The organism is Micromonospora sp. KC723 (assembly GCF_004348595.1).
Lineage (GTDB): Bacteria > Actinomycetota > Actinomycetes > Mycobacteriales > Micromonosporaceae > Micromonospora.
Genome location: NZ_SMKD01000127.1, coordinates 1 through 16145 on the forward strand (window position 1 = coordinate 1; position 16145 = coordinate 16145).

20 protein-coding genes and 1 pseudogene are annotated in these 16145 nt (G+C 74.2%); 6 read left to right on the forward strand and 15 right to left on the reverse strand.

What is annotated here, in order from left to right; genetic code table 11:
* A partial coding sequence (locus E1165_RS22840) for a hypothetical protein (RefSeq protein WP_132393806.1) occupies positions 1-486 on the forward strand: 486 nt, incomplete at its 5' end.
* Between the two features lie 8 nt (positions 487-494).
* On the opposite strand, the gene E1165_RS22845 is transcribed toward E1165_RS22840, so the two are convergent.
* The 4 genes from E1165_RS22845 to E1165_RS22860 form a co-directional block, all read right to left on the reverse strand.
* Complete coding sequence (locus E1165_RS22845; RefSeq protein WP_132393807.1) at positions 495-1037, reverse strand: ATPase; 543 nt, start codon at positions 1035-1037, stop codon at positions 495-497.
* A 122-nt stretch (positions 1038-1159) separates the two neighbouring features.
* Entirely contained in the window at positions 1160-1606 is a 447-nt protein-coding gene (locus E1165_RS22850; protein WP_132393808.1) for a response regulator, read from the reverse strand.
* Between the two features lie 76 nt (positions 1607-1682).
* Positions 1683-2030, reverse strand: a complete 348-nt coding sequence (locus tag E1165_RS22855; protein ID WP_132393809.1) for an STAS domain-containing protein — start codon at positions 2028-2030, stop codon at positions 1683-1685.
* A gap of 136 nt (positions 2031-2166) precedes the next feature.
* Positions 2167-3864, reverse strand: a complete 1698-nt coding sequence (locus E1165_RS22860) for a PP2C family protein-serine/threonine phosphatase (RefSeq protein ID WP_371687386.1) — start codon at positions 3862-3864, stop codon at positions 2167-2169.
* A gap of 260 nt (positions 3865-4124) precedes the next feature.
* On the opposite strand from E1165_RS22860, the gene E1165_RS22865 reads away from it, so the two are divergent.
* Entirely contained in the window at positions 4125-4520 is a 396-nt protein-coding gene (locus E1165_RS22865; RefSeq protein ID WP_243704941.1) for an STAS domain-containing protein, read from the forward strand.
* A gap of 126 nt (positions 4521-4646) precedes the next feature.
* Here E1165_RS22865 and E1165_RS22870 read toward each other — a convergent pair whose 3' ends face one another.
* Positions 4647-4958, reverse strand: a complete 312-nt coding sequence (locus E1165_RS22870) for a hypothetical protein (RefSeq protein WP_132393812.1) — start codon at positions 4956-4958, stop codon at positions 4647-4649.
* A 181-nt stretch (positions 4959-5139) separates the two neighbouring features.
* On the opposite strand from E1165_RS22870, the gene E1165_RS22875 reads away from it, so the two are divergent.
* Complete coding sequence (locus E1165_RS22875) at positions 5140-6117, forward strand: DUF2267 domain-containing protein (RefSeq protein ID WP_132393813.1); 978 nt, start codon at positions 5140-5142, stop codon at positions 6115-6117.
* 89 nt (positions 6118-6206) lie between these two features.
* Positions 6207-6998: a spermidine synthase gene (locus E1165_RS22880; RefSeq protein ID WP_132393814.1), complete on the forward strand. Its 792-nt coding sequence runs from the start codon at positions 6207-6209 to the stop codon at positions 6996-6998.
* Between the two features lie 80 nt (positions 6999-7078).
* Here the strand turns inward: E1165_RS22880 and E1165_RS22885 are convergent, their stop codons facing one another.
* Positions 7079-8383, reverse strand: coding sequence for an NAD(P)/FAD-dependent oxidoreductase (locus E1165_RS22885; RefSeq protein WP_132393815.1), 1305 nt, complete (start codon positions 8381-8383; stop codon positions 7079-7081).
* 216 nt (positions 8384-8599) lie between these two features.
* On the opposite strand from E1165_RS22885, the gene E1165_RS29160 reads away from it, so the two are divergent.
* A complete protein-coding gene (locus tag E1165_RS29160; protein ID WP_165945300.1) occupies positions 8600-8761 on the forward strand; it encodes a hypothetical protein in 162 nt (53 codons plus the stop codon).
* 33 nt (positions 8762-8794) lie between these two features.
* Here the strand turns inward: E1165_RS29160 and E1165_RS22890 are convergent, their stop codons facing one another.
* The 5 genes from E1165_RS22890 to E1165_RS22910 all read right to left on the reverse strand — a co-directional run bounded on the left by E1165_RS22890 (position 8795) and on the right by E1165_RS22910 (position 12287).
* Positions 8795-9142, reverse strand: a complete 348-nt coding sequence (locus E1165_RS22890; protein WP_243704942.1) for a DUF6510 family protein — start codon at positions 9140-9142, stop codon at positions 8795-8797.
* A 16-nt stretch (positions 9143-9158) separates the two neighbouring features.
* Complete coding sequence (locus E1165_RS22895; RefSeq protein WP_132393816.1) at positions 9159-9920, reverse strand: ferredoxin reductase; 762 nt, start codon at positions 9918-9920, stop codon at positions 9159-9161.
* Between the two features lies 1 nt (position 9921).
* Positions 9922-10512 (reverse strand): sulfite oxidase-like oxidoreductase, encoded by a 591-nt coding sequence (locus E1165_RS22900; RefSeq protein WP_207917013.1) that lies wholly within the window; start codon positions 10510-10512, stop codon positions 9922-9924.
* A 106-nt stretch (positions 10513-10618) separates the two neighbouring features.
* Positions 10619-11635 carry a TerC/Alx family metal homeostasis membrane protein gene (locus tag E1165_RS22905; RefSeq protein WP_132393818.1) on the reverse strand — a complete coding sequence of 339 codons (1017 nt, stop codon included), beginning with the start codon at positions 11633-11635 and terminating at the stop codon, positions 10619-10621.
* Positions 11636-11873: 238 nt separating this feature from the next.
* Positions 11874-12287 carry a DUF2267 domain-containing protein gene (locus E1165_RS22910; RefSeq protein WP_132393819.1) on the reverse strand — a complete coding sequence of 138 codons (414 nt, stop codon included), beginning with the start codon at positions 12285-12287 and terminating at the stop codon, positions 11874-11876.
* 174 nt (positions 12288-12461) lie between these two features.
* Here E1165_RS22910 and E1165_RS22915 point away from each other — a divergent pair, with 174 nt between their 5' ends.
* On the forward strand, positions 12462-12731 hold the full coding sequence (locus E1165_RS22915) for a DUF2795 domain-containing protein (protein ID WP_132393820.1): 270 nt from the start codon (positions 12462-12464) through the stop codon (positions 12729-12731).
* Between the two features lie 283 nt (positions 12732-13014).
* On the opposite strand, the gene E1165_RS22920 is transcribed toward E1165_RS22915, so the two are convergent.
* From E1165_RS22920 to E1165_RS29165, 4 genes and pseudogenes are all read right to left on the reverse strand, one after another.
* Positions 13015-13671, reverse strand: a complete 657-nt coding sequence (locus E1165_RS22920) for a hypothetical protein (RefSeq protein WP_132393821.1) — start codon at positions 13669-13671, stop codon at positions 13015-13017.
* Between the two features lie 40 nt (positions 13672-13711).
* Complete coding sequence (locus E1165_RS22925) at positions 13712-14683, reverse strand: pirin family protein (protein ID WP_132393822.1); 972 nt, start codon at positions 14681-14683, stop codon at positions 13712-13714.
* A 34-nt stretch (positions 14684-14717) separates the two neighbouring features.
* A complete protein-coding gene (locus E1165_RS22930) occupies positions 14718-15581 on the reverse strand; it encodes a hypothetical protein (protein WP_243704943.1) in 864 nt (287 codons plus the stop codon).
* 206 nt (positions 15582-15787) lie between these two features.
* Positions 15788-16145, reverse strand: a pseudogene (locus E1165_RS29165) (hypothetical protein); the annotation flags it as partial.

Here is a 16145-nt window from a genome sequence, read left to right on the forward strand (position 1 = left end):
ACCCCCAGCCCGGCGGCCACCCACCGGCCGAAGCCGCGCAAGCCGCCCCGACCCCGGCCCGTCGCCGGTCTCACCCAGACGCAGATGGACAACGCCAAGGTGGTCGTTGACGTGGGCGTCGGGATGGGGGTGCCGAAACGGGGCCTGGTGGTCGCCGTCGCCACCGCCATGCAGGAGAGCAACCTGTACAACCTGGCCAGCGACGTGCTGCCCGAGTCGTTCGACCACCCGCACCAGGGCAGCGGCGCCGACCACGACTCGGTCGGGTTGTTCCAGCAGCGTCCGAGCAGCGGTTGGGGCAGCGTGGCGCAACTCATGCGCCCCGCCTACGCCGCCCGGGCGTTCTACGCCGCGCTGCGGGAGGTGCCGGGCTGGCAGGACATGAGCATCACCGCCGCCGCACAGGCCGTGCAGATCTCCGCCCTTCCCGACGCGTACGCGAAGCACGAGGACCGGGCCCGGGCGGTGGTCGCGGCGCTGACCTGAGCCGACGCTCAGGCCACCCGGGTGCCCGGTTCCGGTCGCTCCACCGACACCTCGCAGGTGCCGGTGGCGATCCGGGTGGCCGGTACCCCGCCCGCCGCGGCGGTCGGCGTGTCGGCCGGCACCACGGTCGTGGGCACGCCGGCCAGGATCGCGTCCGCCCGCGCCTCGCGGCGGCGACGCTCGTGCAGCGCGGCCTCGAACTCCCGGCGGGCCCGCACCGCCTCGGCGTACACCCGCTCCCGCACCTGCCGGGCCTCCTCCCGCGCCGCGTCGAGCTCACCGCGGGCCTGCGCCAGCATCTCGGCGGCCTCCCGCTCCACGGCGGACGCGTCCCGGCGGGCCGACGCCGGGGCGCCACCGGTGGCCAGCCCCGACCGGTCGACCAGCCCGCGCAGCAGCGTCGCCTCCTGCCGGATCTGGTCCCACTCCCGGCCCGTGCCGGCGGCCGCCTCCGCCCGCGCGGCCAGGCGGGTCAACCGGACACCCAACTCGTCGAGACAGGAATCGACCTGCCGGCAGTCGTAGCCGGTGTCAACGACGGAGAATCTCATGCTGTCGCCCCCCAGGAAGCTGGAATCTCTGTTCCCCAGCTCGATCCTGGCGTGCGGTCACCACCACCGGAGGGGTTCGAGAAAAATGTTCAGCAACTGAGGGTCGGCTTCCCGGGCGCGGGTCAGGCCCGTTTGGGCAACACGACAACCCGGCCGAAGAACTCGTCGATACGACGCACCACGTCGTTGAAGTCGTCCAGATCGATCGGCTTCGTCACGTACGCGTTGGCCTGCAACGTGTAGCTGCCGACGATGTCGTTGTCGGCGTTGGAGGTGGTGAGCACGACGATCGGGATGGTCCGCAGGTCCTCGTCCCCCTTGACCTCGCCGAGCACCTGCCGCCCGTCCATCCGTGGCATGTTCAGGTCCAGCAGGATGACGTCCGGCCGTCGGGCCTCGGTGTGCCGCCCCTCGCGGCGGAGGAACTCCATCGCCTCCTGGCCGTCGTTCACCACGTCGATGACCTTCTCGATCTCCGAGTCCTCGAGAGCCTCCTCGATCATCAGGACGTCGCCCGGGTCGTCATCGACGACCAGGATGCGGACGGGGTTCGCAGCGCCTGGACCCATGCGGTTCGCACCTGTCTCGTGTCGGCGGTCGGGCAGCCACCTGCCCCGGTCGCCCGCTGGCGGGCAATCTAGCCGATCAGGGGCGTGACGGCGTCGCCGGGTCCATCGTGTCAGGAATGTAGCGGAGCACGTCAGCCAGCCCGGTGACCTGGAGCACGCGGTCCACCCGGCCGCTCGCCCCGGTCAGCCGCAGCCAACCCCCGGCGGCGGAGGCGCGGTTGTCACCGCGGACGAACGCCGCGATGCCGGTGGAGTCGCAGAAGGTGAGCTCGGACAGGTCGAGCAGCAGGTGGCGCTCGCCCTGGGTGGCCAGCCGGTCAATCGTCTCGTTGAGCTCACCCGAGGTGCTCAGGTCCAGCTCCCCCGCCAGCCGCAGGCATACCCCGCCGCCGTCGCGTGGGCTGTGCGTGACGGTGAACGTCAATGTTCGTCCCTCTCACTCGCACCACAGGCGAACCATTGCAGTGGAGCAAGTATAAGCGGCGGCCCGCCGGGCGACGGAAGCGCCACGATCGGCCATCCGTGCCGTGACGGAGTGCTCCTGGGCCATGCCCCACCGGTCACGGTCGTGTCCCCCACGGGCCGACGGATCCACCCGAGGCGGGTACGGCACGCAGGTGCCGCCGCGGGCGCGCGGCCGCACCGGTGGCCCGCAGCGCCAGCACCGCGATGTCGTCGTGGTCCCCGTGGGCCAGCCAGTCGCAGGTCAGCTGCTCGATCCGCTCGGCGAGCACCGGCGCCGCCACCCCGTGGCAGCCGGTCAGCGCGTCGACCAGCCGCTCCTGCCCGAACTGCTCGTCACCGCGGCACCCGCCACGCGCCTCGGTCACCCCGTCGCTGTACAGCAGGCAGGTCTCGCCGGGTTCCAGCTGCACGGTCAGCTCGCCGATGCGGGGGTCGGGGACCACGCCGATCAGCATCCCCCTCAACGGCACCGCCTCCACCTCGCCGGAGGCGCGCAGCACCAGCGGGGGCAGGTGCCCCCCTCCGGCCAAGGTCAGGCGAAGACCACCCTCCCGCCGGGGGTGGACCACGCCGAGCACCACGGTCGCGAACCGCCCCCGGCCCGCGTCGGTCTCCAGCACCGCGTCGTTGAGCAGTGCCAACAGCCGGCCCGGGTTCGCCTCGACCCGGTGCAGCGCCTGGAGGCACTGCCGGAGCTGGCCGGTGAAGACCGCCGCCTCGACCCCCTTGCCGGAGACGTCGCCGAGGAAGAAGACCGCGCCACCGCCGGGCAGCCGGTGCGACCCGTAGAAGTCCCCGCCGATGCGCACGCTCGCCCGGGCCGGCCGGTACGCCGTACCCCACTGGACGCCCGCGACGGCGACCGGCTCGACCGGCAGCAGACTCGCCCGGAGGGTGTCGGCGAGTTCGGCCTGGTCGCGGTAGAGCACCGCCGTGGTCAGCGCCGCACCGGCCCGGGTCGCGAAGGCGCGGACCAGTTCCACGTCGTCGTCCCACCGAAAGGTACGGCGCCGGGCGACCAGCAGCACGGCTACCGGGCCATCCCGGCCCGGTACCGGCACCACCCGGACGACCGCCTGGCGGGCCGTCGACTGCGCCAACCAGCCCGCCGCCACCGCCTGCTCGACCAGCCGCTCGGCGGCGTGCGGCTCGGCACCGGAAAGTCCCTCGACGATCGCCGGGGGCAGCGCGGTGACCGGACTCGCTCCGCTGTCCATTGCCGCCCCACCGGCGGTCGCGCTCGCCCGCCACCAGCGGGCCCGCCCGCACCGCGGGGCCAGCACCAACACGGCGACCTCGGCCAGGGTGGGCACGGCCAGCCTGACCACCGCGGCGGCCGCCCGATCCGGGTGCGGCGCGTTGCCGAGCTTCTCGCCGACCATGGTGAGGAAGGCCGAACGGGCCCGCTCGGCCAGCAGCGCGTCGGCGTGCCCGACGATCTCGCTGACGTCCTCGACGTAGTGGCAGCGACGGGCGCCGGCGAGAGCGATCTGCCGCACCCGCAGCCGGCGGCCGCGGTGGCCGAACTGCGCGGCGCCGTCGCGGCCGAGCCCCGCGACGCCGGAGGCGACCAACGGCCGCCCCCGGACCACCTCGGGCACCAGGCGCTCGGCCACCGGGCTGAGGTGACGCACCACGCCGTCGGCGTCGCAGACGATCAGCCCCTCGTGGAAGTGCCCGACCAGCTCGAACCAGTCCGGCTCCTGATCGTGGCCGGGGGCCAGCGGCGGCGGCGCGGGGGCGGACCGGGCGGCACCGGGAGAGCAGACCGGAGCCCGCGCGGTACTCGACACGGGGGTCCGTCCGTCGCCCGGGTCGGAACCCCTGGCGTCGGCAGCAGTCACCGGCTGAGCCCCACTCCTCGTGTCGACACCCGCGATCGGCGTGGAGACGGCGGGTGTTGCGATCCCCACCCACCCTACGCCGATGTCCCGGTACCGCCACCGCACGCCGGCGTCGGCACCGGCTACACGTCCCCAGCGGAACGGGACCTGGGTTGTTACGATCCCGAGAAGTCCCTGCCCGAGCGGCAGCCTGCGGAAAGGTGGTCGTGGTGCTCGCTGGGAGGAAGCCCGAGGCGACTCCGCTGGGTCTGTCCGTCGACCGCTCAGATCCGGACAGGCCGGTCATCTCGGTCAGCGGCGACCTCGCGTTCGCCACCGCCGGACCGCTGCGCGCGGAGGTCGACCAGGCGCTCGCCGAACGCCCGGCGGTCATCGTGCTCGACTTCGCCGAGCTGCTCTTCATCGACAGCACCGGGCTGTCGGTGATCGTGCACGCCTGGCGGGAGGGGCAGCAGTGCGGCACCGCCATCCGGCTGCGGTCCACCCCGCGCTTCCTGGACGCCATCCTCGACATGACGGGCATCACCGGGTTGCTGGCGCGACCGCCGGTGAACACGGCCACGGGCTCCGGGACGCTGCCCGACCGTTCCGCCGCGACCGCCTGACGCACGTGCCGGGCCGGCCCGTCCCACCGCGGTCCGCCCTCGGCCTGACGGTTGGTCCTGGTGGCCGAGCCCCGGGCGGGGTGGCCCCCGACCCTGGGACCAGGGGCCGGGGGCCGGGAGGAGGGTCTAGGCGGTGACCGGCTGGAGCCGGGGGCCGTTCTCCCGCAGCGCGGTCACGGTCGGCACGTCGGCGTCCTCCGGCGGACCCGACTCGGGCGTCTGGAACAGATACCGGACGAACTTCCCACCAGCCTCGTTGTCGTCCGATCCGGGCCACTGGCCCGCGCAGTCCATGCCGACGACCTCGCGGCCGAACCCGTCGGACTCCTCGACCGTCGCCCACAGGCTCACCGGGTAGCAGCGGGTGGTTTCCGGCGTGACCTGCCAGCGGGCGTACCAGCCGGGACGGGCGGGAACGATCTCGACGATCCTCTTCATGACGACCTTCCCTTCCGCGTTGCTCGGAAGACCACCGGTCGACCCGATCGTGCGACCGGGCCGGGTGAGCGTCCCTCACCCGGCGCGAGTGAACCCGGCGGCCGGTTCGGACCCGTTACCTTCCACGCCCGGACGGGAACGCCAGCGGCGACGGTGAACCCGACAGGGAGCGAGGTCGACCATGCGCAAGCAGATGGAGGGCGACAACCAGCGCCGCCGGGCCCTGGCCCGCCAAGCCCGCGAGCAGGGTCGGCAGCCCAGCGAGGTGGGTAGCACGCTGAGCGCGTCCAAGCAGCTCACCAGCCTGGACCGGGGCAAGCGGTCCGGTCCCCCGCCCGCCGGCCGGCACAAGCCGGACAGCACGCGGGGTGGACCCGCGCCGCCGGCCCCCGCCGTGGCGACCACCGAACGGCCCCGCCCGGACACCGGCCAGGGCCCGCCGGAGATCACCCCGATGGGCTACCGCGAGCTGGTCGACGAGGTGAGCCGACGCGCCGGGGTGGACTTCCGGACCGCGAAGGTCGGCGCCGAGGCCACCGTGCTCGCCCTGGCCTGGGCACTCGACGAGCGGGAACGCGCCCGGCTGCTGGCGGCCGTGCCGGTGTCGCTGCACGACGTGGTGCCGGTCGACGGCATCGAACGGCACCGCGACCTGCCCGGCTTCCTGGCCGAGGTGGGCCGGATCAGCGGGCGCTCCCCGGAGCAGGCGCGGTACCAGGCGGAGGCGACCCTCGCGGCGCTCGCCGCGCACGACGGCGACCTCGTCGGGTCGCTGGACGTACCGGACGGGTTGCGTGACCTGCTCGGCCCGGCCGAGGTCGGTGGAGGTCTGGTGGGCGCGTCGAGCGCCACCGCGCCGCTGACCGAGGCGGAACTGCGCGACGCCCTCGACGACCTGCCGTACTGGTCCAGCGACCGGCGGTCGCTGGTGCGGACCATCGAGCTGCCGCCGAGCAACCTGGACCGGGTACTCGACCGGCTCGACCAGCTACGCGCCGACACCGGTCGGGGGCCGCAGATCGGCCGGCCCGACCCGGACAGCGCGGTGCTCACCGTCCGCAGCCAGCAGGCCGACGCGGTGACCGCCGCCGACGTCGACCTGGCCCACCGGATCGACGCCGCGATCGAGGAGGCCGGCGCCGGTATGGCCGGCGGCTAGGCCGACGCCGCCGGGCCGGTGCGTCGCGACGTCCACCGGCCCGGGGCGCCGTCCAGCGGGCGGTCGGGCTCTTCGCTAGCCTGCCGCGCATGGACAGCCCCGCCGACGACCTGCTGGACCTGGTTGCCGACCCGGCCCGGCCGACCGGCCACACCCTGCTCGCCGAGGGTGTGGCCCAGTCGTACGTCGACGTCGCCGACCCCCGCCACCTGCACTTCGAGTACATCCGCCGGATGGCGGCGCTGGTCGACCTGAGCGCGCCGCCCGGCGTGCCCCGGGACGTGCTGCACCTCGGCGGCGGCGCGCTGACCCTGCCCCGGTACGTCGCAGCCACCCGTCCCGGCTCGGCGCAGCGGGTGGTGGAGCGGGACGCGGCGGTGGTGGACCTCGTCCTCCGCCGGCTGCCGGCGCTGCCGCCCGAGGTACGCGTCGAGGTGGCCGACGCCCGGGACGCGGTGGCCGCGAGCCCGTCGCGGGGGTACGACCTGGTGCTGGCCGACATCTACCGGGGCGCCCGGATGCCGGGGCACGTGGCGGGCCGGGAGTTCGTCGCCGAGGTGGCCCGGACGCTGCGCGCCGACGGGATCTACCTGGTCAACGTCACCGATCTGCCGCCGTTGGTCTTCACCCGGGTACAGGCGGCCACGCTGGGCGCGATCTTCGCCGACGTGTGCCTGGTGGCGGACCGGCGGATGCTGCGGGGCCGCCGCTACGGCAACGTGGTGCTCGCCGCCGCGCACCGCCCGGGCCGGTTGCCGGTGGGCCGGCTGGCCACCCGGGTGGCGGCCGACCCGGTGCCGGGCGGGGTGCTGCACGGTGCGGCGCTGGCCGCGTTCGTCGGTGGCGCCCGCCCGGCAGGCGACGAGGGCCTGACCGGGTGACGCCGCCGTGACCGGCCCCGCAGCCGATACAGCTGGGGCCGGGCGGTGGCGTTCCGGCGTGGTCTCGTCGTGTGCGCCGGCTAGGACCGGGCGCGGGCCGGCACCTCCGGTGAGGAACTCTCCAGCGGCACGGCGTGCGCCGGCACCAGGCCCAGCTGGGTGGCCGAGCGGGGCAGCGCCGCGTCGAGCACCCAGTCGGCGCCGACGCGGGCCCGGTTGCCCGGCATCGCCAGCAGGTGGTATCCGCGGGTGACGGCCTTGGCGGGCAGCCCGGACAGCGACACCTTGAGCGGGTTCGCCGCCGCGTCCTTCCCGCCGAGGTCCACCACCCAGCCGAGATCGTGGTGCCGGTACGGCCTGCGCCGGCCCTGCCCGTACGAGGCGGCGATGTTGTGCGCGGCCAGCTTGCCCTGACGCTGCGCGTGCTGGGCGGTCATCGTGCAGATCTCCCCGGGGCGGGTGACGTCCGGCACGGCGGCGGCGTCGCCGCAGGCGTACACCTCGGGGAAGCCGGGGACGTTGAGGTACTCGTCGGTCACCAACCGGCCCTTCTCGGTGCGCAGACCCAGTTCGGCGACGAACGGGTCGGGGCGTACCCCGACGCACCAGACCAGCGTGCAGGTCGGGACGTAGTCGCCGTCGGTGAGCCTCACCCCGTCGGCGGTCGCCTCCGCGACCGAGGTGCCCATCCGCACGTCCACGCCCCGGCGACGCAGCACCCGGTCGGCGGTTTCCGACATCCGTCGGTCCAGTTCCGGCAGGGGCCGCGGCGCCACGTCGAGCAGCATCCAACGGGGCCGGACCGCGAGCCGGGGCCGCTGGGCGCGCAACGCGTCGGTGAAGAGCTGCCCGTGCGCGGCCACCTCGGTGCCGGTGTACCCGGCGCCGACCACCACGAAGGTGGCCCGGGCCCGCTGCTCGGCCGGGTCCTCGGCCTGCTCCGCCCGTTCGATCTGGCGAACCACGTGGTCGTGCAGGTAGACCGCCTCGGGCAGGCCCCGGAAGCCGTGCGCGTACTCGGTGACGCCAGGGATCGGCAGGAGCTTGTTGACGCTGCCGACGGAGAGCACCAACCGGTCGTAGGCGATGCGCCCGCGGTCCCCCTCGGGCTGGGTGAAGCCCACCCACCGGTTGCGCAGGTCGACCTGGTCGGCCTCCCCGACAATGATCCGTACCCCGGGCAGGGTGCCGGCGAGCGGCACCGAGATCCGGGTCGGTTCCACCACCCCGGCGGCGACCTCCGGCAGCAGCGGCAGGTACAGGAAGTAGTCGGTGGAGTTGAGCACCACGATCTCGGCCCGGTCGCGGGCCAGCCGGCTCAACGTCTTCGCCGCGTGGTAACCGGCGAACCCGGCCCCCACGATCACCACACGAGGCTTTGTCATGTCTGCTGCCGTTCCCCCCGAACGGGCCGGCAAACGTCACGCGGCGCCGGACCGTCGACACGGGCACACTCCCGACAGGTGACGAGGGGGCCGACAGTAGGCGCACGCCGGTGACCGCTCGCGCCGGTCACACCGCCCGGGTGGGGTCGCCTCACCCGGGTCGGCGGAGGGTGGACGGTGGCACCACCCGTCCGACTCCCGGGAGGGGGACACGTCATGACCGTGCCGATGTCCAACGACCAGCGCCAGCCGATCTACCTGCGGCAGAGCGGGCGTAAGCAGCTCACATCCCGGCAACGCCGACGGGTCGAGCAGAAGCAGGGGCGGATCGAACGTCTCGGCGGGCAGTCCCGCCCGTCGCGCGGCCCCGGCCGGTGACCACCCGGCGGCGCGGGGCGGTCGCCGTGGCGGTCACCCCGTGCCGCCGCGCCCACCGCGGCGGTCGCCGCCCACGGGTCGGGTCCCGGCGGGATCAGCGGGCCGTCGGCCTTCCAGCGGCATCGGCACCTGCAGGAAGGTGGCGCCGCGCAGGTCCAGCCAGGCCCGGTCGGGGGCGCGGACCAGCCGCAGCATCACCTCGGTGCAGGCGGGGCAGCGGGCCACCAGGCCGGGAGCGTGGGAGTAGACGTGCAGCCGGGCCACCGGGGCGACCATCCCGCAGGACTGGCAACGCCCGGTGGCGGCGCTCAGGTCGACGGCGAACAGCTCACGCAGCGGGCCGTCGAGCATGTTGCCGTCCAGGTACGACATGTCGGTCATCGGGCCTCCTCGCCGCTCAGCCGGTGGGGCCGAAGCGTTCGGTACGGATTCGCCGGCTCTGGTGACCCAGCCCGACCAGCAGGTCCGCCACGGTTTCCACGAAGCCGGTGGGTCCGCAGACGTAGCAGAGCGGCTCCAGCTCGGGCGGCCAGCCGTGGGTGTGCACGTCGGCCAGGCCGATCCGGTGCGGTTCGCCCCGCCAGCCCTCGGGCGCCTCGCGGGTGTACACGTACGTCACGTCGAGGCCCTGGTCGTCTCGGGCGCGGCGGCGCAGCTCGTCGGCGTAGAACACGTCGGACGGGGTGCGCGCCGAGTAGACCAGCCGGAACGGCGCCCGGCTGCCGGCCGCCCGACGGGCGCGGATCATCGCCATCAGCGGCACCACCCCGGAACCACCGGCAACCAGCAGCACCGGCGCGGTCTCGGCCGACCGCCAGACGAACCAGCCGCCGACCGGGCCCCGCACCTCCACCGGGTCGCCCTCGGCGTACACGTCGATCAGGTACGGCGACACCTCCCCGTCGGGGACCCTCTGCACGGTCAACGCGATCCGGTCGCCGTCGGCCGGCCCGGCCAACGAGTACGACCGGGCCGCCTGGTAGCCGTCCTCGGCGGTCAGCCGCACGTCGACGTGTTGCCCGGGCAGGTGCCCCGGCCACCCCGGCACGTCCAGGACGAGGGTCTGCGCGGTCGGCGTCTCCGCCCGGCGCCCCACCAGCCGGGCCACCCGCCAGGTCAGCGGCTCGGTCACCGGAACACCGGTGGTTGTCGCGGCCACCTCAGTCGCCCTGGTAGCGCTGCTCGCGCCACGGGTCGCCGTAGTCGTGGTAGCCCGCGGTCTCCCAGAAGCCGGGCTGGTCGTCGACGAGCAGCCGGATGCCGCGCACCCACTTCGCGGACTTCCAGAAGTACAGGTGCGGCACCAGCAGCCGGGCCGGGCCGCCGTGCTCGGCCGGCAGGGGCACACCGTCGTACGTGTGGGCCACCCAGGCCCGGCCGCCCCGCAGGTCGTCCAGGGGCAGGTTGGTGGTGTAGCCGCCGTACGAGTGCACCAGGGCGTACCGGGCGGCGGTGTCGACGCCGTCGAGCAGGGTGTCCAGCGACACCCCCTGCCAGCTGGTGCCGAGCTTGGACCAGCGGGTGACGCAGTGGATGTCCACCGTCGGCGTCTCCTGCGGCAGGCCCATCAGTTCCGGCCAGGTCCAGCGGAACTCCGCACCGGTTTCCGTGCCGAGCACGAACTCCCAGTCGTCCAGCGGCACCTTCGGCGTGGGTCCGGCCGAGAGCACCGGGAAGTCCTCGGTCAGGTACTGCCCTGGCGGCAGCGCCGGCCCGCTCATGCGACGCCGCCCCTGGAACCCCGGTGACACGATTCCCACCCGTCAGTCCTACCACCGCCGGCGGTGGGGGCGGGCTCCTTTCCCGGGCAGCCCCGCCGCCGGTGCCCCGGACGGGGCACCGGCGGTCGACGCGGTGTCAGTGCCGCTCGACGACGACCTCGCGCTCACCGGCGGCCGAGTGGCGGGTGGCCCGCAGGCTGGTGAACGTGACGACGAGCAGAACGCCGATGATGACGCCGAGGGAGGCCAGTGTCGGGATCTCCGGCACCCCGGACCAGACCCCGTGCGCCCAGTGCAGGCCCAGTTTGACCCCGATGAAGGCCAGGATGACGGCCAGCCCGTAGCTGAGGTGCACCAGGCGGCTCAGCGCGGCGTGCAGCACGAAGTAGAGCGCGCGCAGGCCGAGCAGGGCGAAGGCGTTGGTGGCGAAGACCAGGTACGGGTCCTCGGTGATGCCGTAGACGGCGGGCACCGAATCGACCGCGAACACCACGTCGGTGGCGAGGACCGCGACCACCACGAGGGCCATCGGGGTGAGCGCCCGCCTGCCGTCGTGCCGGATGACCATCTTCGGGCCGTGGTACTCGTCGACCACCGGCATGAACCTGCGCAGCAGCCGCACCGACCGCATCTTGTTGATGTCGACCTCCTGCTCGTGCCCGGAGAGGGCGTCGCGCAGCAGCTTGACCGCGGTGGCGATCAGGATGACGGCGAAGAGCAGGAACGCGAAGTCCAGGGTCTGCAACGCGGCGGCGCCGAGGGCGATGAAGACCGCGCGGAGCACCAGCGCGCCGGCGATGCCGTAGAGCAACACCCGCTGGGCCAGCGCGGCGGGAACCGCGAACGCCGCCAGCAACAGCATGAAGACGAAGAGGTTGTCGACCGAGAGAGACTTCTCGACCAGGTAACCGGTGAGGTACTCGATGCCCTGCTGGGAGCCGTGGCGTGACCAGAGCCAGACACCGAAGGCCAGCGGCAGCGCGACGTAGAACGCCGACCAGCCGAGCGCCTCCCGGACCGACACCTCGTGCGGCCGGCGGGTCACCAGGAAGTCGAGCACCAACAGGGCGAGCACGCCCGCGATGGTGACCGCCCAGAGCGTGGGCGTGCCGACCGACTGGAGATCGGCGGCCAGATACGACACATCCGTCATGGAGCCTCCTCGAACACCGTGCCATGTTCGAGGTCTCCTTCACCCACGTTCTGTGGGCAACCACCCGAGGCGTGCCCGGGGCACGCCGTACTGACCGGCATGGTTCGTGGGAAGTACTCCCCTCGTGCCGTCTAGATTAGGGCAGGTCGCGATCGCCTGCCAAACCGGCCACACCGGCTGCTTGTCCTGGCCAACGGCACTGCGGCGGGTCACCGGCCGACCACTCGCCGGTCAGGCGTCAGGCCGGGCGCAGCAGGGTCGCGCCGGGGGCCAACGCCGGCTCCACCATGCCACGGTAGTCACGCGGCAGTTGCGTCACCAGGTCGTCGAACTCGCCGCCGCTGATCGCCTCGCGCAGGGTGGTGAAGACCGCCCGCACCGCGTCCCGGGCCGCCGCCTCGTCGACACCGGCCCGCCGCCCGACCCGGGCCAGGAACTCGGCGGCGCCGAACCGATCGGCCGCCTCCGTACCCGGGCTGGGCTTGAGGACCAGCCGCAACGGCGCGGGCAGCTGGACGGCGAGGTCGAGCACCTCTCCACCGGTCAGCCGCTCGGCGAGGGTTTCCAGCGTGGCCCGGGTCAACACCACCGCCCGCTCCGAGTCGCTCCGGGTCCGCCGGGCCACCTGGTCGACGAAGGTGTCGTAGTTCATCGGCGCTCCCTTCGGCGTCGTGAGGGGTCGGGTACCCGTCGTCCGGTGACGGAAACGGCGTCCCGGACGGCGGGCCGGCGGGAGATTCCGGCCCGGGTGGCGCGTGAGGCCCGTCCGGGCGGGTAACCGCCGCCGGTCGTGACCGGAAATCGAGGCGGCGAGGGAGCTCACGCCATGGCGAGTTACAGCGACGTCCTGCACTACCTGTCCAGCCTGGACTACCCGGCGGAGAAGGACGACGTCGTGCGCGAGGCCGAGCGGGCGGGCGCACCTCCGGAGGTGCTCAAGGCATTGCGGGCGTTGCCCCCGGTGGACTACGCCAACGGCAACGAGGTGGCCCGGTCGGCCGGGATCGACGCCGCGCCCGAGGTCGACGCGTTCCAGCGGGCGGCCCAGGCGCGGGAGAGGCACCAGCGGGTGTCGCAGCACCTGCGCCGCATCTGAGCCGGCGGGCGTCCGCCGCGCCCGCTTCCAACGCGCCCGGATCCGTGCGTGCCGTCAGCGCGTGATCGGGCGGGGGCACCGTCCCCGGACAGGCGGACGCCCCGGGTCGCGAACCGCGACCTGGGGCGTCACCGTACCTGTCCCCGCGGCTCCGCGCCCGAACCGGGTCGCGTGCCGCCGGGCAGTAAACGTTCGCCCGAACCGGGCGGGCATCGCTGCCACGACTACCATACGACAAACCATCATCCGTACGGCTGATTTTCGACAAAGTGTGGGCCGTGCCTCACGTGGCCACCTCGGCGTAGCGCTGCTCCAGGTCCACCCGGGCGAGCGCGCCGACCAGCCAGGCCAGCCGCTCCGACTCGCCACCGCCGGCCAGCTCGGCCAGGTCGTCGGCGGAACGGCCCAGGCCCAGGCGGCGGGCCGCGACAAGGGCCCGGCGGTCGGCGACCGGGGCCACCTCGCGCCACAACGCCTGGGTCTCCCGCAGGAACAGGTCGGCCACCTGGTCGTCCACGCCCGGCAGCGCGGTGAGCAGCGCCCGCTCCCGCCCCGGGTCGTGGCCGGCCATGGCGCGCAACCGGCGCAGGTCGCCCCGGTAGCGCTCCACCACGGTACGGGCCAGGTCGCCGAGCACGTCGGCCAGCGCCGCGACGTCCCCGCGCTGGCCCGCCTCGCGCAGCACCCGCACCCGGTCGACGTGCCGCGAGCGGGCCAACCGGGCGGCGCTGTCCCACCCGTTGCCGGGCAGGGCGTGGGCGGCGTCCAGCGCCCGCCGGAAGTCGCCCCGGCGAGCCAGCAGCACCGCCAGGCAGAGCAGTTGGAACAGGCTCGACGGGTTGTTGGTCACCCGGAAGCCGTACTGTTCGGCGAAGCCCCGGCCGTCGCCGGCCAGCCGGCGCACCAGGCGTTTCCGGTCCTCGGAGGTCACACTGGTCATGCCGGCGACTACCCGCCCCGGCGGCCGGCACGCCTGCCGGTCAACCGTGCAGACCACCGCGGCGGTCCCGGGCCTTGAGCCGGGTCGTCGGCATCTCCGGCGCGGCCAGCGGCGGGGCCGGGTCGTCGGCCACCGTCCCGAACCGGCGGCCGGCCATCCAGTCCGCCCGCGCGGTGGCCACCTCCTCGTGCGAGCGGCCCACGAAGTTCCACCACATCACCAGCGGCTCGTCGAACGGCTCCCCGCCGAGCAGCATCAGCCGGCTGCCCGCGTCGGCGGCCAACTCCAGCCGGTCCCGCCCGGCGCCGAGGTAGAGCAGCGCGCCGGGGGTGAGGGCCACGCCGTCGACCTCCGCCGCGCCGGAGAGGGCCAGCAGGCCGTACTCGAAGTCGTGCCGCAGCGGCAGTGTGGCCCGCGCGGGTCCACCGGCCGTCAGTTGCGCGCCGAGCAGCGGGGTGTGCGTCACCGCCGGGGAGGCCTCCCCGGCCAGCTCGCCGACGAGCAGGGTGACGTCCAGGTCCCCGTCCCGCCACCGGGGCAACTCGGCGTGGTGGGCGAAGTCGGCGGCGCCGGCCCGCACCGGGTCGGGCAGGGCCACCCATAGCTGCACGCCGTGCATCACCGGTGGATGGGTCGCGGGGGACCGTTCGGAGTGCGCGATGCCGTGTCCGGAGGTCATCACGTTGAGCTGACCGGGACGGATCGGCTGCGCGTTGCCGAGGCTGTCGCGGTGCACGATCTCGCCGTCGAGCAGCCAGGTGACGGTCTGCAGGCCGGTGTGCGGGTGCGGTGGCACCTCCATCCCCGGCCGTTCGGCGACGTCGTCCGGACCGAAGTGGTCGACGAAGCACCAGGCCCCGAGCATCCGGCGCTGCCGTTGCGGCAGCAGCCGGCGCACGGTGGTGTATCGCCCCAGCGGCACATCGTGCCCGGGCAGCAGCACGCTGCCCGGATCGACCGGAGCCACACCGGCGGGTCGGGTCTGCGCCGGCAACGATTCGCTACGCTCCATCGCCCGACTCTATGCCGTGCCCCCGGGCGCCGGCTCAGTCCTCGGTGACCGTGACCGTGTTCGCGCCGGCGACGAGGTCGACGTAGACACGATCGGTGGCCCGGTCCCAGTTCGGAGAGCTGATGGTCGTGCCAGAGCCGACGCCGTCGCGCCGGTCCTCGTAGATCGCCACGGCCCCGGCCCCGGCGGCGGCCCGGACCCGCACCGGGGGCCGGCCAGGGGCACGGATGGTGAACTGGTTGACCCCGCCGCTCATCCGGATCGACAGGGCACCGTCGATCTGCGGCAACCGCAGGTCGACCCGGGCCGCGCCACCGATCAGGTCCACCCCGGCCAGCCGGGCGGAGCCCATATCGATCAGATGCCGGCTGACCCCGCCGAGCAGGCGCAGCCGCCAGAGCAGCCGCGAGTTGAGCACCACGTCCACGCTTCCCTCACCCCTGCGGCCGGTCTGGGCGACGCGCAGCCGCACCCGGTCGTCGAGGACGTCGGGGCGCGCCCGGACCGTCGAGTCGGGCGGGGTGCTTATCCGGTAGAGGTCCCCGCCGAGATCCGCGGTGCGCAACCGGACCGCGCTCAGCCCGTCGACCAGCTCGAACGTCACCTGGCGGCGGCCGTCCGCCGGCGCGGTCAGCAGGCGTTCGGACGCGGCCGACTGGGCCGCCCCCGAACCGCCCGGCTCGTCCGGCGCGACGGTCGGGGTCACCGGTCGGCTACCGGAGAAGGCGACGCCGAGCCGGTCGGTGTTCGCCAGGGTGGCCGTGACGGCGAGCCCGCCCAGGGCGAGGACCACGACCGCGGCGGCGGCCAGCAGCCGGGCGCCGCGCGGCCAGGACGGGTGGTCGACCGGCGGACCCCCGGCCACCACCAGGTCCGGCAGGGCCGGTTCTCCCGTCACCTCGATCTCCGGCTGCCGTTGCTGTCCCGAGGTGCCCCCGACCCCCGCACGGTCACTCTGGCCCGGCTCCGACCCCGCCATACGCTCCCCTTCCACGTCCCCCGCCGGGGTGTACGTACCTGGCAGCCGATCGGATCACCCCTTGCGTGACCGGCCGCCTGCGCCCCGTCAACGACGCCGTCGGCCCTCGGCCCGGGGTGGCCGTCTCACAGGCCCGTGCAGGGTGTGTCGTCCACGGCGCAACCCCGGGGTGCCTTGACCAGCAGGTCGGGGTGACGGACGTCGAAGCGGACCGTCCGTGAGCCGCCGGCCGACACGACCGGTCCGGTGAAGGTGACGACCTGCCCCTCCTGCCGCCACCGCGCCCCGGTGACGCCGCCGACCGCGGCATCCGGGGCGAGCGTGACGACGAGCGCCCAGTCGTCCACCCCGACCGCGCCCGGATTGTCGATGACCACCTCGGCGGTGTAGCCGAGGACCCGGGTCGCCACGGTCGCGTACCGGGCCGCCAGGGTCGGGGGTGGCGGCGTCGGCGAGGCCGGGGACGGCGAGGTGGTCCGGCTC